15 protein-coding genes are annotated in these 16,994 nt (G+C 73.9%); 5 read left to right on the top strand and 10 right to left on the bottom strand.

Annotated elements, in window-relative coordinates:
• Positions 1–39: 39 nt before the first annotated feature.
• Complete coding sequence (locus tag K2224_RS30440) at positions 40–378, top strand: hypothetical protein (RefSeq protein WP_221910412.1); 339 nt, start codon at positions 40–42, stop codon at positions 376–378.
• 44 nt (positions 379–422) lie between these two features.
• On the opposite strand, the gene K2224_RS30435 is transcribed toward K2224_RS30440, so the two are convergent.
• A complete protein-coding gene (locus K2224_RS30435; RefSeq protein WP_399020448.1) occupies positions 423–1,865 on the bottom strand; it encodes an APC family permease in 1,443 nt (480 codons plus the stop codon).
• Positions 1,866–2,173: 308 nt separating this feature from the next.
• On the bottom strand, positions 2,174–4,252 hold the full coding sequence (locus K2224_RS30430) for a SpoIIE family protein phosphatase (protein ID WP_221910411.1): 2,079 nt from the start codon (positions 4,250–4,252) through the stop codon (positions 2,174–2,176).
• A 367-nt stretch (positions 4,253–4,619) separates the two neighbouring features.
• Here K2224_RS30430 and K2224_RS30425 point away from each other — a divergent pair, with 367 nt between their 5' ends.
• The gene (locus tag K2224_RS30425) at positions 4,620–6,164 is read left to right on the top strand and encodes an AMP-binding protein (protein ID WP_221910410.1); all 1,545 of its coding nucleotides are present in this window, start codon (positions 4,620–4,622) and stop codon (positions 6,162–6,164) included.
• An 85-nt stretch (positions 6,165–6,249) separates the two neighbouring features.
• Here K2224_RS30425 and K2224_RS30420 read toward each other — a convergent pair whose 3' ends face one another.
• Positions 6,250–6,588 (bottom strand): hypothetical protein, encoded by a 339-nt coding sequence (locus K2224_RS30420; RefSeq protein WP_221910409.1) that lies wholly within the window; start codon positions 6,586–6,588, stop codon positions 6,250–6,252.
• Positions 6,589–6,713: 125 nt separating this feature from the next.
• Complete coding sequence (gene ligD, locus K2224_RS30415) at positions 6,714–7,727, bottom strand: non-homologous end-joining DNA ligase (protein WP_221910408.1); 1,014 nt, start codon at positions 7,725–7,727, stop codon at positions 6,714–6,716.
• A 107-nt stretch (positions 7,728–7,834) separates the two neighbouring features.
• Here ligD and K2224_RS30410 point away from each other — a divergent pair, with 107 nt between their 5' ends.
• Positions 7,835–8,902 carry an ATP-dependent DNA ligase gene (locus K2224_RS30410; protein WP_221910407.1) on the top strand — a complete coding sequence of 356 codons (1,068 nt, stop codon included), beginning with the start codon at positions 7,835–7,837 and terminating at the stop codon, positions 8,900–8,902.
• A 12-nt stretch (positions 8,903–8,914) separates the two neighbouring features.
• Here the strand turns inward: K2224_RS30410 and K2224_RS30405 are convergent, their stop codons facing one another.
• From K2224_RS30405 to K2224_RS30390, 4 genes are all read right to left on the bottom strand, one after another.
• Positions 8,915–9,892 carry an MASE1 domain-containing protein gene (locus K2224_RS30405; RefSeq protein WP_221912040.1) on the bottom strand — a complete coding sequence of 326 codons (978 nt, stop codon included), beginning with the start codon at positions 9,890–9,892 and terminating at the stop codon, positions 8,915–8,917.
• 63 nt (positions 9,893–9,955) lie between these two features.
• A complete protein-coding gene (locus K2224_RS30400) occupies positions 9,956–10,789 on the bottom strand; it encodes a PP2C family protein-serine/threonine phosphatase (protein WP_221910406.1) in 834 nt (277 codons plus the stop codon).
• Between the two features lie 54 nt (positions 10,790–10,843).
• Complete coding sequence (locus tag K2224_RS30395) at positions 10,844–12,403, bottom strand: APC family permease (protein ID WP_260693884.1); 1,560 nt, start codon at positions 12,401–12,403, stop codon at positions 10,844–10,846.
• Positions 12,404–12,582: 179 nt separating this feature from the next.
• A complete protein-coding gene (locus K2224_RS30390) occupies positions 12,583–13,323 on the bottom strand; it encodes a helix-turn-helix transcriptional regulator (RefSeq protein ID WP_221910405.1) in 741 nt (246 codons plus the stop codon).
• 138 nt (positions 13,324–13,461) lie between these two features.
• Between K2224_RS30390 and K2224_RS30385 the strand changes: the two genes are divergently transcribed.
• On the top strand, positions 13,462–14,898 hold the full coding sequence (locus K2224_RS30385; protein WP_221910404.1) for an MFS transporter: 1,437 nt from the start codon (positions 13,462–13,464) through the stop codon (positions 14,896–14,898).
• Between the two features lie 4 nt (positions 14,899–14,902).
• Here K2224_RS30385 and K2224_RS30380 read toward each other — a convergent pair whose 3' ends face one another.
• The gene (locus K2224_RS30380; protein ID WP_221910403.1) at positions 14,903–15,157 is read right to left on the bottom strand and encodes a hypothetical protein; all 255 of its coding nucleotides are present in this window, start codon (positions 15,155–15,157) and stop codon (positions 14,903–14,905) included.
• A 106-nt stretch (positions 15,158–15,263) separates the two neighbouring features.
• Positions 15,264–15,500: an acyl-CoA carboxylase subunit epsilon gene (locus K2224_RS30375; protein ID WP_221910402.1), complete on the bottom strand. Its 237-nt coding sequence runs from the start codon at positions 15,498–15,500 to the stop codon at positions 15,264–15,266.
• Positions 15,501–15,696: 196 nt separating this feature from the next.
• Here K2224_RS30375 and K2224_RS30370 point away from each other — a divergent pair, with 196 nt between their 5' ends.
• A complete protein-coding gene (locus tag K2224_RS30370; protein ID WP_221910401.1) occupies positions 15,697–16,980 on the top strand; it encodes a Dyp-type peroxidase in 1,284 nt (427 codons plus the stop codon).
• The last annotated feature ends 14 nt before the right edge of the window (positions 16,981–16,994 follow it).

Genomic DNA, 16,994 nt, shown 5'->3' with positions numbered 1-16,994 from the left:
CTCCGGGGGCCGCCGGGCGCGTATGAGACGTTCGTGGGCATGCATGTTCCAGCAGAGGAGATCCGTGCCCGCGCGGCGGTGCTCATCGACCACCTTGCGCGCGGGGCATGGCGGCCGGACGACGCGGACCGCAGGACCGCGGTCGCGCTGTTCCGCTTCCTGGAGACCGGGCTGCCGCTCTCCGGCGAGCAGATCCGCGCCGCCCTCGCGGAGTCCGGTCCGGCGCCGGAGGCCACGGGGCTGCCGGCGCTGCTGCACGCCACCGCCGGGCTGCTGGACGACACGGACGTGGCCGACGGCCCCGCCGGGCGGGACGCCGTCGACCACGTGTGTCTGCTGTTGGACGCGCTCGCGCTGGCCCGGCCGGACGGCCGGTGAGCGGGCGCGACGTCCGGGTCCGCCGCTGACCCGGAGGGCCCGCCCTACGAACGGGCCGGTTCGGCGGCCGCCAGTTCGTCCTCGGGGACCGAGATGACCCAGTGGCTGTCCTGCCGCGGGCGGAGGTAGAGGGCCCAGTAGACGGCGGCCGCCGCGACCAGCGCGCCGGTGATCAGCAGGCTCCTGGCGCTCTGCTGGCACAGCACCCAGACCAGGACGAGGACGATCAGCGCGGGGACCACCGGCCACAGCGGCATCCGCCAGGCGAGCCGGTGCTTGTGCGCGCCGCGGCGGGAGACCAGCGCGCCCAGCGCGACGAAGACGTACATGCCGGCGACGGCCACGCCGGTGACCTCGTTGAGGGTGTCGAGGGTGACGAAGCACAGCGCGGCACCGGGGACGCCGACCGCGAGGGTGGCCGCCCAGGGTGAGCCGAAGCGCTTGCCGACGTGCGAGAAGATCCGGTTGACCGGGGTGGGCCAGGCCGCGTCGCGGGCCGAGGAGAAGACCACCCGGGAGTTCTGGATCACCATCACGATCGCCGCGTTGACGATCGCCAGGGCGATGCAGAGGCTGACGAAGGTGCCGACGGCGGAGTTGCTCCAGCCCTGGACCATGCCGGCGACGTCGCCCGCGCCGAGGGTCTTCAGGTCGGGGGCGCCGAGGGTGATGGCGACGACGGGGACGAGGACCACGGCGGCGCCGATGGCCAGCGTCCACAGCACGGTGCGGGAGACGTTGCGCCGCGGGTTCTCCATCTCCTCGGCGAGGTACACCGCGGTGGAGAAGCCCTGGAGGATGAAGAGCGCGGTGGCCAGTCCGGTGACGATCAGCCCGCCGGTGACCGCGGTAGTGGTGCCGTGTCCGGCGTCCATGACCGGGTGGATCAGGGTGGCCGCGGAGCGGTGGGTGTGGCTGAAGCCGAGGAACGCCACGACGGCCGCGGCGATCACCTCCAGCACCAGGAAGATGCCGGTGATCCAGGCGTTGGCGCGCAGGTCGAGCAGGCCCATGGCGGTCGCCAGCAGCATCACCGCGGCGGCGGTCGGCTGCTTGTCCAGGTGCACGATGGGGGCCAAGTAGTCGGCGGTGCCCAGGGCGATGATGGGCGGCACGATCATGACGACGATCAGCGAGAGCACGAAGACCAGCCAGCCCGCGAGCCGGCCCATCAGGGTGCCGACCATGGCGTACTCGCCGCCGGAGCTGGGGATCAGGGTGCCCAGCTCGGAGTAGGTGAAGGCCACCCCCACGCACAGCACCGCCGCGATGGCGATGGTCAGTGCCGTGCCGGTGCCCAGGCTGGCGAACGAGTCCGGCACGATGACGAACAGCGAGGACGCCGGGGTCAGGCAGGACAGGGTGAGCAGGGTGCCGCCGACCACACCGATCGACCGGGTGAGTTGGGGGCTGTCCGCCGGTGTCGCGGTCCGGGTCTCCGGTGCCGGGACGGCGGTGGCAACTGGCGTGGTGGGCATATCGGTCATCCGGGTCCCATCGGTGCTGGAGGGCAGGAGGGGCGGCACCGCCACGGGGACGAGTGCCGCGAGCGGTCGCACCAGATGCACTGCGGGGCCGCTTCGGTGACCGGAATACAACCTCCGTCGGACACTCTCGTCAAGGGTTCGTTAAGAGCGTGAGACAACGAAATCCGTAGCCTCTGCCGCTTCGACGGCCGTTATCCATGCCGCCCAGGCGCGTTCTACGCGGATTCCGCGGGAGGTTTGGCGGGCTGCGGATTCATCGGCGGGGCGGCGCGGCGACTTTCGCACGGCGCCCCGCCACCGGGCGGGAATCAGCCGTCGAACTCCCGGATGCGGGCGATCAGCAGCGCCACGTCGTCATGGTCGTTGCCGTGCCGCAACTCGCCCAGGAGGCGGTCGCAGAGTTCCTCCAGCGGACGCTCGGGCTCGGCGAGCAGCCCCAGGAGGAGGTCGAGGCGGGTGTCGATGGCCTGGTCGCGGGTCTCGATCAGGCCATCGGTGTAGAGCACGAGTTGGTCGCCGGCCCGCAGCGGGACGGTGGTCTGCTCGAAGGCCACGCCGCCGACGCCGAGCGGTGCGCCGGTCGGCAGGTCCAGCAGTTTCGGCGGCCCGCCGGGCCGCACCACGACCGGCGGGAGGTGGCCCGCGACGGCGATCCGGCACTCCTGCCGGTGCGGGTCGTGAACGGCGTAGAGGCAGGTCGCGAAGGCCGGGTCGAGGCCGCCGGCGATGTGGTCGAGGTGGTCGAGCACCTCGGCGGGCGCGAGGTCGAGGTCGGCCAGCGCGCGGGTGGTGGTGCGCAACTGGCCCATGGTGGCTGCCGCGTTGATGCCGCTGCCCATGACGTCGCCGACGACCAGCGCGGTCTTGTCGCCGGCGACCGGGATGACGTCGAACCAGTCGCCGCCCACCTCGCTGGCCGCCTGCGCGGGCTGGTAGCGGTAGGCGATGTCCATCGTGGTGGGCCGCGGCGGCCGGTGGTTCATCAGGTGCCGCTGGAGGGTGAGCGCGGTGCGCCGCTCGCTCTGGTAGGAGCGGGCGTTGTCGATGCAGACCGCCGCCCGGGCGGCCAACTCGACGGCGAGCACCGCGTCGTCCTCGTCGAAGGGCACCGGGTTGTCCGTGCGGTAGAGCGACAGCGCGCCCAGCACCTCGCCGCGGGCGATCAGCGGCACCGCCAGATAGGAGTGCAGCCCGGCCTCCCGCAGCAGCTCCGCGCCCTGCGCGTCGGCGGCGATGTGCCGGCGCTCCTCGGGGCCCACCTCGCCGACCAGCACCGGCCGGGCCTCGGTGACACAGGCCGTGATCAGCCGCTCGGTCTCGTAGGCGGCGAGCTGCCCGGTGGGGTCGGCGGCGCCGACGGCGGGCGTGTCCCCGGCCGCCGCGACCGCCAGCGCCCGGAATCGGGCCGGGCCGCCGCGGGCACCGGGGCGGCGGCCGTCCAGGACGGCGTCGAGGACGTCGACGGCGGCCAGGTCGGCGAGCTCCGGCACGATGACGTCGGCCAACTCCTGCGCGGTGCGGCCGACGTCGAGGGTGGTGCCGACGGTCGCCGAGGCGTCCGCGATGACCGCCAGCCGGCGCCGGGCGCGGGCCGCCTCGGTCGCGGCCCGGTGCTGCTCGGTGACGTCCACGACCGAGGTCGCCACGCCCAGCACCCGGCCGTTGGCGTCCTCCAGCCGGTAGTACGAGACCGACCACGCCTGGTCGGCTTCGGGGTGGGTGGCGGTGGGGCCGACGGAGAACTCGTCGAGCAGCGGCCGGCCGGTGGCCAGCACCGAGCGCATCCGCTCCTCGATCGCGTCGGTCTCCAGGAAGGACAGGGCGTCCCGGACGTGCCGGCCGATGTGCTGCTCGGCGGGGAGGTCGTTGATCCGCTCCAGCGCCGGGTTGACCATCACGAACCGCAGATCGGCGTCGAGCACCGCCAGCCCGATCGGCGACTGGGCCACCAGCCGCACCGACAGCGCCAGGTCCCGCTCCACCTCGCGCAGCACGGCCTGGTCGGTGGCGATGCCCAGGGCGTAGGCGGCACCGTTCTTGTCCTGGAGACGCATGTTGCGGAATTCGACCAGTCGGGTGCTGCCGTCCTTGTGCCGGACGGGGAAGACCCCGGCCCAGCTCTCACCGCCGGACATCACCTCGGCGAACAGCCGCAGGACGAGCTCGACGTGCTCCGGGGGGACCAGCAGCCGGACGGCGGACCGGCCGAGCGCCTCCTCCGCGGCCCAGCCGAAGAGTTCCTCGGCCTGGGGGCTCCACAGCGTGATCCGGCCCTTGGCGTCGAGCATGACGGCGGCCACGCCCAGTACGTCCAGCAGGCCGCCGGGGTGGGTCGGCCCGGCCCCGGACTGGGCAGCACTCTCCGGGAACGCGTCGGTCGCACCCATGCAGGCACTCCTTCCGCCGGTCTCCGAGACCGACAGCCGTGGCGCTCCGTGCACGGCCAGGTCGTGCCGTGCTGCCGCTGCCCTCCATCATCTCTCGACACCGGACGGACCCGCAGGCAGAGCAGGGTCCACCAGGGGCGGGGACCGCGCCGGAGGGAGCATTATGGGCCGCTGTCCCCCGACCGGGCGACCTGGTTGACGATATTGATCGACTTGCGGTGGCCGGACAACGCCTGTGCGCGGGCACCCGACTTGGAGATGTCGATCTCCTGGGACTACCCTGCATTAGTTGCTAGAGGCAACCAATGAGGATTTTCGCGCCCCGGCGTACCCCCGTACGCCGCCGGGGTACAGGAGGAAGCGCTCGATGCCGATATCCGACCAGCCGTTCCGCACATATGTGGAGGAGAACCTCGATGCACTTAACCGCGACCCGGGCCACGAGGCCCTGGTCCACCAGGGCCGGCGGGTCACCGCCGGCGAGTTCCGCGCACTGGTCCTGAGGATGGCCCGCGCACTGCGCGAACGGGGCGTCGGGCGCGGCACCACCGTCACGCTGCTGAGCGGCAACCTCCCCGAGACCATCGCCGCCCGCTACGCCGCCAACCTCGTCGGCGCGCGGGTGAACCACCTCTACAACAAGCTCTCCGCCGACTCCCAGGCCGCGATCGTCCGCGACGTCGAGACCCGCGCCCTGATCGTCGACCCGCGACTGGCCGAACGGGCCGCGGAACTGGTCGAGTTGGCACCCGTCCCTGACGTCCTGGTGCTGGGGCCCGCCAAGTTGGGTACCGACCTGCTGGAACTGGCGGCCGGCCGGAGCGACGAGCCGCTCGCGACCGACGCCCGCCCGGACGACATCTGCACCATCCGGCACACCGGCGGCACCACCGGCCACCCCAAGGGCATCTGCACCACCTTCGAGCAGGCGCGGTCGTTCAGCGGGGCGCTCCCGGAGTACGACGACGTGAAGCACCGGCAGTTGGTGTGCACCACCCTCGCACACGCGGCGGGCCACGTGGCCGACGCCGTCCTGCGCTGGGGCGGCACGGTCGTCCTGCTCGACGACTTCGATCCCGCGGAGGCGCTCGCCGCCATCGAACGCGAGCGGATCACGACCCTCTTCCTACTGCCCCCGCTGCTCTACCAGTTGATGGACCACCCCGACCGGCCGCGCACCGACACCTCCAGCCTGCGCACGCTGACCTATGGCGGGTGCCAGGCGTCGCCGGCCCGGCTGGTCGACGCGGTGCGGGCGTTCGGGCCCGTGCTGCTCCAGTTCTACGGGCAGAACGAGGCGGGCGGCATCAGCCTGCTCACCCAGGACGACCACGACCCCGCGCGCCCCGACCGGCTGCGCTCGGCCGGCAAGGTGCTGCCCGACGTCGAGGTGGCGGTCCGCGACGAGTCCGGACGCGACCTGCCGCCCGGCGAGCACGGCGAGATCTGCGTCCGCTCCAGCATGATCATGCAGGGCTACTGGAAGCAGCCGGAGCTCACCGCCGAGGTGCTGCGGGACGGTTGGCTGCACACCGGTGACGTCGGCTTCGTCGACGAGGAGGGCTACCTCACCATCGTCGACCGGATCAAGGACATGATCGTCGTGGTCGGCGGCCATGTGTACACCACCGAGCTGGAGGACCTGCTGAACTCGCACCCGCAGGTACTCCAGAGCGCCGTCTACGGCGTCCGCGACGCGGACCGGATGGAGCGGGTGCACGCGACGGTGGTGCGGGCCCCCGGCGCCGACGTCGACGCGGAGCAGCTGTGCGCGATGGTGCGCGAGGTCCGCGGCTCGATGTACGAGCCGGCTCGGATCTCCTTCGCCGAGGCGCTGCCGCTGACCGACGCGGGCAAGCCGGACAAGAAGGAACTCCGGCGCCGCGCCGAGGAGCCGGGCGCCACGGCCTGATCCGGCCGGCCGGTCCGGCGCCCCGGACCGACGAAGGCGGGCCGCCGCAGTGCACAACTGCGGCGGCCCGCCGGGCTGCTTGCGGTCAGATCAGCCAACCGAGCAGGCTACGGAGAATACGTCCGAGGAGCCCGATGTCTTCGTGGCGCTCGCAGCCCTCCCGCCCGAAGTGGCCGCGGCCGTGGTGGCCCTCGCGACCCTCGTGGCCGAAGCGGCCCTCATTGCCGAATCGGCCGAAGCCGAAGCCGCAGTCGTCGTCCCAGTGGTGACGGTGGTGATAGCGACCGTGGTGACCACGACCGTGGTCACCACTCGCCGCGACCGTCTGGCCCTGAGGTGCGGCCTGGGCCATACCGGCTGCCGGGACGACCGTCGCGGCGGCGAGTGCCGCGGCGGCCAGGGAACGTCCTATGTACTTACGCATGCATTTCTCCCATTTGGCAGGATATCGGACAAGACGATGGGTACCGCGCGGCGACGGGTTCCTCGCGGGCACGGCGGACGGCCACTCCAACGGCCCCCGCATTTGCGCCGATAGAGGCAGCGCCCTCAGTGCTTGCGGGCCCGACTGGGCTGGACCCGGGTGGGCTCGCCGGGCATCTTCGGGTGGTCCGGCGGATACGGCAGATCGCCCAGCCCCTCCTGTGCGGCGTACCGGTCGGCGAGCTCCAGCAGGGACTCCAGTCCGAAGGCGTGGTCGGCCATGTCGGCATGCAGGTCGCCGAGTTCGGCGAACCGCGGCGGCACGGTGCGCAGGTCGAAGTCCTCGGGCTCGACGGCGGACAGCTCCTCCCAGCGCAGCGGGGTGGAGACGGTCGCCCGGGGGCGGGCGCGCAGCGAGTAGGGCGAGGCGATGGTGCGGTCGCGGGCCATCTGGTTGTAGTCCACGAACACCTTCTCGCCGCGCTGCTCCTTCCACCAGGCGGCCGTCACCTGCTGCGGAAGCCGCCGTTCCAGCGTCCGCGCCACGGCGATCGCGGCCCGTCTGACCTCGGTGAACGTCCAGTGCGGGCGGATCGGCACATAGACGTGCACGCCGCGGCCGCCGGAGGTCTTCGGCCAGCCGCGCAGCCCGTGCTCGGCCAGCAGCGCGCGCAGTTCGTGGGCGACCGCGACGGCGTCGGCGAAGCCGGTGCCGGGCTGCGGGTCGAGGTCGATGCGCAGCTCGTCGGGGTGCTCGGTGTCGGAGCGGCGGACCGGCCAGGGGTGGAAGGTCAGGCAGCCGAGGTTGGCCGCCCAGACCACGGCGGCGGGTTCGGTGGGGCACATCTCGTCCGCGAACCGCCCGCTGGGGAAGGTGATCCGGGCGGTGGGCAGCCAGTCCGGCAGTCCCTTGGGCGCCCGCTTCTGGTAGAAGAACTCGCCCTCGACGCCGTCGGGGAACCGCTGCATGGTCGTCGGCCGGTCGCGCAGGCCGCGCAACACCCCGTCCGCGACGGCGAGGTAGTACTGGGCGACGTCCAACTTGGTGAACCCGCGCTCGGGGTAGTACGTCTTGTCCGGGTTCGAGACGCGCACCGTGCGCCCGGCGACGTCCAGCTCCACAGCTCGGGCTCCGGCCATGCCTCCACGCTAGGTTCCGCCGGGGGACCCCGCGCGCCGGGCGGGCCGGCGGTGGGCCGGCCGGGCCCGGCGCGCGGGAACGGACGGCGGCCCGCAGGATCGGGGACATGGACCTGCCCGTGATGCCCCCGGTCTCCCCCATGCTCGCCAAGCCGGTGACGAAGATCCCCGAAGGCATGCAGTACGAGGCCAAGTGGGACGGCTTCCGCGTCATCGTGTTCCGGGACGGCGACGAGGTCGAGATCGCCAGCCGCACCACCAAGTCGCTCAGCCGCTACTTCCCCGAGGTGCTGGCGGCGGCACGGGCCCAACTGCCGCCGCGCTGCGTGCTGGACGGCGAGATCGTCATCGCGCACGACGGCCGGCTGCACTTCGAGGAGCTGCTGGAGCGGATCCACCCGGCCGACTCCCGGGTGCGGACGCTGGCCGCCCGCACCCCCGCCTCGCTGATCGCCTTCGACCTGCTGGCGCTGGACTCCGCTTCGCTGTTGGGCGAGCCGCAGACCGCCCGGCGGGAGGCCCTGGTGGAGGCGCTGAGGCCGGCCCGGCCACCGGTGCACACGGCGCCGGCCACCACCGACCGGGAGCTGGCGCAGCGGTGGTTCGCGCAGTTCGAGGGGGCCGGGCTGGACGGGGTGGTCGCCAAGCCGCTCGATCTGCCGTACCGGCCGGGCGAACGTGTGATGTACAAGGTCAAGCACGCCCGTACCGCCGACTGCGTGGTCGCCGGCTACCGGCTGCACAAGAGCGGGCCGGTGGTCGGCTCGCTGCTGCTCGGGCTGCACGACGCGGCGGGGCGGCTCCAGCACGTCGGGGTGTGCGCCTCGTTCCCGATGGCGCGGCGGCGCGCCCTGGTGGCGGAGCTGGCGCCGCTGCGGATGTCCGCCGAGGAGACCACCGGCCATCCCTGGGGCGACTGGGCCGACGAGGCGGCGCACGCGGCCCGCCGGATGCCGGGCGGGCCGAGCCGCTGGAGCGGCGGCAAGGACCTGTCGTGGGTGCCGCTCCGCCCGGAGCTGGTGTGCGAGGTGGGCTACGACCACATGGAGGGCAGCCGGTTCCGGCACACCGCGCAGTTCCGCCGCTGGCGGCCCGACCGCACACCGGAGAGCTGCACCTACGCGCAGTTGGAGGAGCCGGTCGGCTACGACCTGGGCGAGCTGCTGGGCGATTGACCGGGCGGGCCGTCAGTGCTCGGGCGGCCAGCGGCGCCGGCTCTCCCCCGGCGCCAGTCGGTCCACCACCTCGGCCAGCTCCCGGCAGACCTGCTCGATCTTCCGGCGGATGGTGTTCTGCTCGGTGACGATCGCCGAGAGCAGCAGCGCGGTGAGGGCGGCGGAGGCGTTGAGGGCCTGGAGGTTGACCATCGACTCCAGCAGGCTCTGCCCGGCGAACGGGCCGTACCGGCCGGTCGCCGCGCTGATCGCGAACACCGACATCACCAGGACACAGGGCGCCGCCCCCACCAGCTGGAACCGCAGCGCCGCCCACACGATCACCGGGAAGACCAGGAACAGCAGCGACAGCGACGAGCGGGTGCTCACCAGCGAGATCACGACGGCGGCCGCCAGCACCGCCGCCGCCTCGGCCCACCGGTACAGCGGCATGTCCCGCAGCGGCCGGAGCGTCCGGCAGGCGAGCAGCAGCGGGGCGACCACCAGGACGCCCATCGCGTCGCCCACCCACCAGGCCGCCCAGGTCCGCCAGAAGCCGCCGGTGGGCAGCGCCCCGGTCAGCACCTGGGTGCCGCTGCCCAGCGTCGCGCTGATCACCATCGCGGCGAACGCGCCGAGGGCGACCAGGGCGACGCCGTCGCGCAGCCGGTCCAGTTCGGTGCGGAAGCCGACCCGCCGGAGCATCAGGCAGGCGCAGACCGGCGCGAGGGTGTTGCCCGCGACCACGCCGAAGCCCGCCAGGTCCGGCCTGGTGAGCGTCCAGATGACCAGTACGGTGCCGAGCGCGATGCCCGGCCACAGCCACAGGCCCAGCAGGAGCAGGCAGCTCAGCGCGATGCCCGTGGGCGGCCACAGCGGGGTGACCACCGCGCCCGCGACCACCACCTGCTCCAGCAGACCGACCTTCGCGGCCCCGTAGTAGACGCCGGCGAGCACGAGGTTCCCCAGGACTGCCGCCGCCGGCCTACGGATTTCCCCGGTGCGCACCACATCTGCCATCAGACAATGCCACCGGCCGGCCGCCGGACGCGACACGCGCTGCCGGCCCGCGCTTCACCCGGCCCCGCGCCGTGTCGCGTCGTGGCTCAGCACGATCACCGCGGCGTCGTCGGTGTGGCCGGTCAGCTCGGCCACGCACATCACCGCGCCGGCGATCTCGGCCGGCGGGTCCCCGGCCTTGGCGGTGACGAGCCGGGCCACCTGCGCCAGCCCGGCCTCGATGGGGAACGACGGGCCCTCGATCACCCCGTCGGTGAGCAGCACGAACGCACCCGCCACGGTGAGCCGCCGACGGGTGACCGGATACCGCTGCCCGGGCAGCACACCGAGCGGGATGCCACCGGGGTCCTCCACCACCTCCCAGTGCCGGTCGGTGGTGGCCCGGACGCCGGGGACGTGTCCGGCGCGGGCGCTGGTCAGCTCCCAGGTCCGCGGGTCGAAGCGGACGAAGGTGCAGGTCGCGAAGAGTTCGCAGTCGATGGACAGCAGCAGGTCGTTGGCGCGGCTGAGGACCTCGCCGGGGTCGGCGGCGTGGGCGGCGACGGCCCGCAGCCCGATCCGGATCTGCCCCATGAACGCGGCCGCCTCGACGTCGTGGCCCTGGACGTCGCCGACGGAGAAGGCCAGCGACCCGTCCGGCAGCGGGAACCCGTCGTACCAGTCGCCCCCGATGGCGAGGCCGTGCCGGGCGGGGGCGTAGGTGGCGGCGGTGCGCAGACCGGGCAGCTCCGGCAGGGCGCTCGGCAGCATCTCGCGCTGCAGGACCTCGGCCAGCTCCACTCTGGCCCGCTGGAGCTCCGCGCCTTCCCGCGCCTGGGCGGTCAGCCGCCCGAGCGTGGTGAGCAGATCGTCGGCGCTCGCCGCCCGCGGGGGACGACGCCGAAGCATGGGCCCATCATATTTCGGGGGTCCGGCATCCGCTTGACGGCCGCCGGGCGCGGCTCAGCCGGCCGGCTGCCGGGCCGCGGTCAGATGGCCGACGCCGGAACGCACCGCCCAGAAGAAGACCGCCAGCGCGACGGCGGCCACGGCGAGCGAGTCGTAAGGGGCGGGCAGGTGCCCGGAGCCCTTGAAGGTGCCCAGCCAGGACAGTGCGATCAGCGCGAGCAGATAGACCACCAGCCAGGCGCCGGTGCGGAGTTCGGCCGCGAGCGGGCGGCGCGGGCCGGCGCCGTCGCTCTCCGCGGCCCGGGCGGTGGGTCGCCGCATCCCCAGGAACAGCAGCAGTCCGGCGAGGACCAGCGGCAGTGCCAGCCGCAGGTCGTGCCAGCCCGACCAGTAGACGAACTCGCTGGCCACCACGAAGCTCAGCGGGGCGATCCAGCGCAGGCCGCGGACCCAGCCGGCGGTCCCGCCGCCCGCCCCGGTACGGAAGACCGCGACGGCGACCGCGGACGCGGCGTAGATCAGCAGGTACATGTCGCCCATCACGCTCACGATGTCCTGCCAGCCGCCGAACGGCAGCAGGAACAGCACGATCACCACAAGGTTGATCACCAGTGCCCGGCGCGGCATTCCGGAGCCCTCGTCGACCTTCATGAAGTAGCGCGGGATGGTGCCGTTCTTGGCCAGCGCGTAGGTGTGCCGGGCGTCGATCGCCACGCCGACGTAGGCCGAACCGCCGGGCGAGAGCACCGCGTCGGCGTAGAGCAGGCTGGAGAGCCAGTGCAGGTTGAGGATCAGCGCCAGCTGCCCGAAGGGGGAGTCGAAGGAGACGCCCTTCCAGCCGCCGCCGAGCAGGTGCTCGGGGACGGTGAAGAGGTAGGCGACCTGGAGCGCCAGGTACATCAGCAGGGCCAGGCCGATACCGGCCAGGACGGCCCAGGGGAGGGTGCGGCGGGGCTTGCGGGTCTCGGCGGAGAAGTCCAGCGCGGCCTGGAAGCCGTTGACGGAGTAGACGATGCCGCCGCCGGCCAGCGCGGTCAGGCAGGCCACATAGCCGTACGGGGCGAAGCCGCCGTGGTCGGTGAGCCGGCCGGAGTGCCAGCCGGAGGCCAGCAGCGCGAGGACGGTGACGATCGGGACCGCGATCTTGAAGATCGAGATCAGGTTGTTCATCCGCGCGAACATCCGCACCGCGAACCAGTTCAGCGCGGTCAGCAGCACGCTGAGCCCGGCGGCCAGGCCGAGCCCGGCGAGGGTGAGGGTGTGGCCGTTGTAGAGCCCCGGGACGTAGTGCGCGGTGTACTGCATGATCGCGCTGATCTCGGCGGCGGTGCCGCCCACGGACAGCAGGGTCGACCAGCCGACGAGGGTGCCGACCAGTCGGCCGTTGGCCAGCAGCGGCCAGCGGACGGTGCCGCCGCCCTCCGGCCGGGACGCGCCCAGCTCGATCATGACCAGGGCGACCAGCCCGCAGAGCAGGCCCGCGCCCACCCAGGACAGCAGCGAGGCCGGGCCGGCGGTCTGCGCGGCGTACATCGCGGCGAACAGCCAGCCGGAGCCGACGATGTTGGAGAAACCGATCCCGGTCAGCCCCCAGAACCCCAGGTCGCGCCGCAACCGGCGCTCCTGCGCCCGCACTTCGGACGCGGCGTCCCCGGCGGGCTCGTCCGCCCTCTGTCGCTCCGCCACGGAACGGCCTCCTCGACTCGCTGTCTGCGCTGGTCAGGACCCTACTCGACGGGTTCGCGCCGGAGGGAGGCCGAATGTTGCGGCAATGTGAAGAGTGTGGCCAGGCCCTAGCCGAGCTGGTCGGGGGTGAGGCCGAAGGTCTCGGCGAGGCCCGTGCGTCCGGCGTCGGTGAGCCGGACGACCCGCCGGTAGCGGCCGTTGCGCAGCCAGTCCAGGGCGAACAGCCGGGCGGTGACCGCGCCGCCGAGCGCGCCGGCGAGGTGGTGGCGGCGCTCGGCCCAGTCGACGCAGTAGCGGACCGCGGAGCGGCGGCGCGGCAGTCGCTCCAACTCCACGCCGAGGGCGGTCAGTTCGCGGTGTCCGCGCGGGGTCAGGAGGTAGGAGGTCCGGGCGGAGGCGGCATCGTCCTGCTCGGGCCGGAGGAACCCGTCGGCGAGCAGGGCGTCCATCAGGGCGACGCCGAGGCGGCCGGCCAGGTGGTCGTAGCAGAGGCGGGCGCGCAGCAGGGCCCGGGCGCGGGTGTCGGCGTTCAGGGAGCGCACCGGCAGCGGCCGGGCGATCAGCGCGAGCTGCTCCAGGGCGCGGGCGACGTCGGGGGTGGCGAGCCGGTAGTAGCGGTGCCGGCCGTCGAGTTCGACGGTGAGCAGCCGTGCCTCACGGAGCCTGGCCAGATGGGCGCTGATGGTGGAGTTGCCGACGCCGGCCTCGGCGGCCAGGGCACTGGCGGGCAGCGCGCCGCCCCCGGCGAGGGCGAGCAGCACCTTCGCGCGGGAGGGGTCGCCGATCGCCGCGGCCACCTCGGCCACATCGGTCTCGGTGCGGGCCTCGAACTCCGTCCGGACGTTCATACCGCGACCGTACGCCGGGAACGCTTCGCCCGCCGGCGAAACGTCCCCGCGCGGCCCGCGGGCACCCGAGCGCGGAGCGGCCCCTATGGCCAGAACGTTTCGCCGGGCGCCGCAACGATCCGGCCCGACACTGACCGCATGTCGACGCCCAACACCTCAGCACCCACCGCCCCTTCCGCCCCCGCCGCCCCGGCGGGCTCGCCGCCGCGCACCGCACGGGCCTCGCCGCTGCCCCTGGTGGCCGTGTGCCTGGGCTACTTCCTGGTCATCCTCGACGTCACCGTGGTCACCGTCGCCCTGCCCGACCTGGGTCGCGCGCTGGGCGCCGGCGTGACCGGCCTGCAGTGGACGATGGACGGCTACACGCTGGTCTTCGCCGGGCTGCTGCTGTTCTGCGGCGGGCTGGCCGACCGGTTCTGCGGGCGGACGGTGTTCCTGGCCGGGCTGACGGTGTTCACGGCGGCCTCGGCCGGGTGCGCGCTGGCCCCGTCGGTCGCGGTGCTGGTCCTGGCCCGACTGGTGCAGGGCGTCGGCGCGGCGCTGCTGGTGCCCGCGTCGCTGTCGCTGCTGCGGGCCGCCTATCCGCAACCGGCCGCCCGCGCCCGGGCGTTCGGCGTCTGGGGCTCGGTCGCCGGGCTGGCCGCGGGGGCCGGGCCGGTGCTCGGCGGGGTGCTGGTCGCCGCGTTCGGCTGGCGCGCGGTGTTCCTGGTGAACCTGCCGACCGGGCTGGCCGCGCTCGCGCTGACGCTCCGTCATGTGCAGCGCTCCCCCGCCGGGCCGCGCCGCCACGGGCTGGACATCCCGGCCCAGGCGGCCGCGGCGGTGAGCGTGGCGGCGCTGGCGGCCGGCTGCATCGAGGCCGGGGCGCCGGGCCGGCACCGGGCTCTGGTCCTCGGCGCGTTCGCCGTCGCCCTGCTCGGCCTGGCCGCGTTCCTGCTCCTGGAGCACCGCGCGCCCGCGCCGATGCTGCCGCTCGGCCTCTTCCGCAGCCGGGCCTTCACCGCCTCCACGGTCGTCGGCGTCCTGCTCAACACCGGCTTCTACGGGCTGCTGTTCCTCGCCCCGCTCTACTTCCAGCAGGTCCACCACTACAGTGCGCTGCGCACCGGCTTCGCGCTGCTGCCCGCCGTGAGCCTGCTCGCGGCCGGCTCCGCACTGGCCGGACGCGTCACGGCCCGGACAGGACCGCGACCGCCGATGGTGGTGGGCCTGGTCGTCGGGGCGGCGGGCCTGGCCGGCTGGCTGTGCGCGGGGCCCGCTACGCCCTATCCCGCGCTGGTCGGGCCGATGGCCGCCGCCGGCTTCGGGACCGCGCTGACCATGCCGGCCGCCACCGCGGCGGTGATGGAGTCCGCCCCCGGCGAACGCGGCGGTGCGGCGGCCGCGGTCTTCAACGCCGCCCGCCAACTGGGCAGCGTCCTCGGTGTGGCGGTCTTCGGCACGCTGACGGCCGGCGGGCTGGTGCCGGGGATCCACTCCTCCGCGCTGCTCGCGGCCGCCGGGTTCCTGGCCGCGGCCCTGCTCGCGGCGCGCTGGGCCCCGCGAGCGGGCCGGACCCCCGGCCCGGACGCGTAGCGCCTCACCCGAAGGCGATCAGCCCGGCCGCGACCACCGCGACCGCCACCGCGCCCACCACGAACGCGGTGATCACCTTCCGCTGCCAGGGCGCCACCCAGCCGCCCCGCAGGGCGCCGCCCATCCGCCCGTACTGCTCGATCCGCCCCATCGGTGTCAGCGGCTCGGTGGTGCCCTGCGGCATCCCGCCGGTCCAGTCGGGGCCGGGCTGCGGATAGCGGCGGCGCCAGCTCTCGTCCTCCCGCCACGGCAAGGTCATACGGCTGCTCCTCACGGTCGTTGCTGCCCACCGCCTGCCCCCGATCCGCGGCCGCACACCCGTGCGTGCGGCATCGAGCAGCGCCCGGCCCGTGCGCCGGGCGCCGTCATCCGCAGGTCCAGCAGCCCGCCCAGCACGCGGCGTGAGCACTGTGGTTGCGCAGCTGGAGCTTGGTGAGCCCGTCGGCGCCGCTCCCCCCGTGGTTGCTGTCGGCGAGTGCGCGCGCCTGCGCGAGCCGGCCGCACAGGACGACGGTGAGCGCGGCCAGCTCCTCGGGCTCGGCACTGCCCCGCACGATGCGCAGCGGCTCCTCGGCAGCGGGTTCCTCGGGCGGGCGGGTCACACGGCCGACGCTAGGAGCGGCCGGCGGCGGCGGCGCGGCGGCCTGCGCCGTTCGGCGGCCGGGCGGCCTCCCCAGGCGTGATTTCGACGGGTCCGGCCGTGTTGTTCCCGGGCGGCGCCGGGCGGGCGGCAAGGATCTCGCGCAAAAGAGGGGCACGGACAGCGGCGGCCGAGGCCGCAGTGGGGATGGCTGGGCGATGAGATCTGAGCGGACCGGCGACGAGACGGGCCCGGCGCAGGGCGGCGGGCGCCGGGGGTTCCTCAAGTACGCGGCGGGGGTCGCGGGGGCGGCGGCCGGCACCGGGCTGAGCGCCGGCACCGCGGCGGCCGTCCCGGCGGGCCGGGCGGCAGAGAACTCCCCGGGCCCGTCCGCGGAGGGCCGGCACCTGCCGCCGGACCGGGTGCCGTTCCACGGCCGCCACCAGGCCGGCATCCTCACCCCGCAGCAGCTGTTCGCCGGCTTCGCCGCGTTCGACGTGCTGGTGCAGGACCGGGCGGACCTGATCCGGCTGTTGCAGCGGCTGACCGACCGGTCCCGGATGCTGTCGGCGGGGGTGAAGCCGAGGGACGAACGGACGGCCTCGGAGCCGCCGACCCCGGACTCGCTGAGCGTCACGGTGGGCCTGGGGGCGTCCCTCTTCGACGACCGGTTCGGACTGGCCGGGCACAAGCCGCGGCATCTGAAGGCGATGCCGGCGTTCCCCGACGACCGGCTGGACCCGACGCGCTGCCACGGCGACCTGTCGGTCCAGGTCTGCGCGGAGCACCCGGACGCGATCGTGCACGTCCTGCGCGACCTGGGCCGGGCGACGCACGGGATGATCCGGCCGCGGTGGCGGATGGACGCGTTCATGAACCCGTCCCGGCCCTCGGGGTCGCCGCGGAACTTCCTCGGCTTCAAGGACGGCATCGTCAACCCCGACACCGCCTCGGGCGCCGAGATGGACCGGCTGATCTGGGTCACCCCGCCGTGCGGCGAGCCGGACTGGGCCGAGGGCGGCAGCTACCAGGTGCTGCGGCTGATCCGCTTCCACGGCGACGCCTGGGACGACGTGCCGGTGGAGCGCCAGGAGAAGATCTTCGGCCGGCGCAAGGCCAGCGGCGCGCCCCTGGGTGGCGATCGGGAGGACGAGGCGCCGGACTACCGTGACGACCCCGACGGTCGGATTGTCCCGCTCGACTCGCACATCCGCCTCGCCAACCCGCGCACCCCGCACTCCGACAACTCCCGCTTCCTGCGTCGGAGTTACAACTACGACCGGGGATACGACGGGCAGGGACGGATGAACCTCGGGCTGGTCTTCTGCGGCTACCAGCAGAACGTCCAGCGGCAGTTCGCCACCGTGCAGCGCCGGCTGCGGCACGAGCCGCTTTCCCGCTTCGTCACCCCCGAGGGCGGCGGCTACTTCTTCGTCCCGCCCGGCGTCCGCGACGAGGAGGACTGGTTCGGCTCCCGGCTGATGCGGGACACCGCCCGCTAGGACGCCGTCCGCCG

Origin of the sequence: Streptomyces sp. BHT-5-2 (assembly GCF_019774615.1) — a bacterium.
In the GTDB taxonomy this organism is placed as follows: Bacteria; Actinomycetota; Actinomycetes; order Streptomycetales; family Streptomycetaceae; genus Streptomyces.
Note: the sequence above shows the minus strand (reverse complement) of the source record. Positions and strands in the feature narration are given on the sequence as shown.